Source organism: Kitasatospora sp. NPDC056327, assembly GCF_042261735.1.
In the GTDB taxonomy this organism is placed as follows: Bacteria; Actinomycetota; Actinomycetes; order Streptomycetales; family Streptomycetaceae; genus Kitasatospora.
On sequence record NZ_JBHJRC010000534.1, the window covers coordinates 1 to 1831 of the forward strand.

3 protein-coding genes are annotated in these 1831 nt (G+C 77.3%); all 3 read right to left on the reverse strand.

All coding sequences use genetic code 11. The features are described 5' to 3' along the window. Positions 1–42 precede the first annotated feature (42 nt). The 3 genes from ACFCX4_RS36090 to ACFCX4_RS36100 all read right to left on the reverse strand — a co-directional run bounded on the left by ACFCX4_RS36090 (position 43) and on the right by ACFCX4_RS36100 (position 1775). Positions 43–927: a hypothetical protein gene (locus tag ACFCX4_RS36090; RefSeq protein WP_376151689.1), complete on the reverse strand. Its 885-nt coding sequence runs from the start codon at positions 925–927 to the stop codon at positions 43–45. 186 nt (positions 928–1113) lie between these two features. After that, on the reverse strand, positions 1114–1398 hold the full coding sequence (locus ACFCX4_RS36095) for a DUF427 domain-containing protein (RefSeq protein ID WP_376151691.1): 285 nt from the start codon (positions 1396–1398) through the stop codon (positions 1114–1116). Positions 1399–1538: 140 nt separating this feature from the next. Next, positions 1539–1775, reverse strand: a complete 237-nt coding sequence (locus ACFCX4_RS36100) for a DUF6296 family protein (RefSeq protein WP_376151693.1) — start codon at positions 1773–1775, stop codon at positions 1539–1541. Positions 1776–1831: the final 56 nt, after the last annotated feature.

Consider the following 1831-nt stretch of genomic DNA (forward strand, 5'->3'; position numbering starts at 1 on the left):
GTGCGGCACACGCGGGGCCGCCGGGGCGCGCGGAGCCCCGGGTCAGCCGCCCGGCCGCGGCGGCGGGGCGGGAGCGGCCGCCGCCCAGTAGCCCGGGTCGGCCGGCCGGCGGCGGCGCAGGTCCTCACGGACCTCACGGGCCACCCGCCGGGTGTCGCGCAGGTTGATCGTGGCGCCGATCCCGGCGCCGACCAGCAGTGGGGTCAGCGACGGAAGGCGGCGCAGCGAGCTGCGGGTCAGCCGGCGGCGGACCTGCTGGCGCACCTCGCCGCCGAGCGCCATCGCGGCCAGACCGGCCGGTTTGGCCAGCAGCGTGCCGTCGATGCCGCGCCGGTTGGCCCAGGCGCTGACGTACGCCCCGGCCCGCTGGGTGGCGCTCCCCTGCGCGGCGAAGCCGTAGACCTCGTGCAGCTCGGCGATCAGCTTGATCTCGACGGCCGCCACGGCGAGCGTCTCGGCGGCGATCTCCACCGGCATCGCGGGCGGGACCGGGAGCATCGCGGCGGCCCCCACACCGGCACCGAGCGCGCTGGAGGCCCGGCTCGCACCGGTGACCAGCAGATCGGCGAGCCTCTCCGGGTCGGCCGCGCCCGGGTGCTGGGCACGCAGCGTGGCGAGGTCCCGGACGGGGATCCGCGGGGCGGTCTGCAGGAGCTGGTCGGCGAGCGCCCGGCCGCCGTACGCGGCGCCCTTGGCCGCCACCCGCCCGCCGGCACCGAGCCGCCGGGCGATGTCGGTGACCAGCCGGGCGCCTCGCCGGCGGCCGCGCTCGGTCTCCGCGCGGTACTCGGCGGGGTCCCCGGCCGCGCCCTCGGCGGGGGTGCCGGGGCGTTCGAGCCCCTCGACCAGGTCGGCCAGTTCGTCGGCGACGCGCTCGGGGGCGGGCTCGGGCGGCCCGGAGCGGCCCGGTTTCCGGAAGATTGCCATGGTCTGGCCGTACCCGGCGGGCCGACGCGGTACGCGCCGGGGGCGTCCCGGTCCCACGACAGGACGGCTACGGCCGTGTACCGGCGCCGGGCCCGGCCGGACGGTGAGCGGTCCCCGGCCGGTCGGCCGGTCGGCCGGTTGCTCGGGAAGTCGGGAAGTCGGGAAGTCGGGAAGTCGGTCGGTCAGTCAGTCGACGATCTCCACGCCCCGCCAGAACGCCACCCGCCCGCGGATCTGCTCGGCCTCGGGCTCGGGGTCCGCGTAGTACCAGGCCGCGTCCTGGTTGGTCTGCCCGTCGACGAGCAGCGAATAGTACTCCGCGGTGCCCTTCCAGCCGCAGACGGTGGTGGTGTCGGACGGCCGCAGGTACTCGCTGCGCACGGACTCGACCGGAAAGTAGTGGTTGCCCTCGACGACGACGGTGTCCTCGCTCTCGGCGACGACGGTGCCCTGCCAACGCGCTGTGGTCATGCCGCGAGTCTGCCCCACGGACCGCCGCGCTGTCAGGGACGCGGCCGGAAACGGCCCCTGCCGGGCACGGGTTCCGGCCGCCGGAAGTCACCCGCGGGCGGCCCGTCCCCGGGGCCGGGCGCCGGACGGCCCCTCCGCGGTCACGGCAGCGGCTGGGCGTGGACCGGGAAGTGCGGGCTCTGGTGGCCGCCGGTGGCGAGCATCCGGACCTCCCCCGTGTCGCTGATCTCGGCCCGGACGATGCCGCTGGCGTCCTCGTAGACCGGGTGTCCGCCGGGCCCGGTGGCGCTGGTGCGCTCCACCACGACCACGTCCTGCGGGGCCTGGGTGCCGGGCGTTCCCGGGAAGGTGAGTGCGTAACGGGTGACGGGGCTCATCACCGACCTCCTGGTCCCTGTTCGAGGCGGCCGGACCGCCGCGCGGTCCCCCGCGG

Bases quoted from the DNA above. Each gene is read 5' to 3' on its own strand.
- ACFCX4_RS36090 (WP_376151689.1), bottom strand. From the start codon at position 927: ATGGCAATCTTCCGGAAACCGGGCCGCTCCGGGCCGCCCGAGCCCGCC.
- ACFCX4_RS36095 (WP_376151691.1), bottom strand. From the start codon at position 1,398: ATGACCACAGCGCGTTGGCAGGGCACCGTCGTCGCCGAGAGCGAGGAC.
- ACFCX4_RS36100 (WP_376151693.1), bottom strand. From the start codon at position 1,775: ATGAGCCCCGTCACCCGTTACGCACTCACCTTCCCGGGAACGCCCGGC.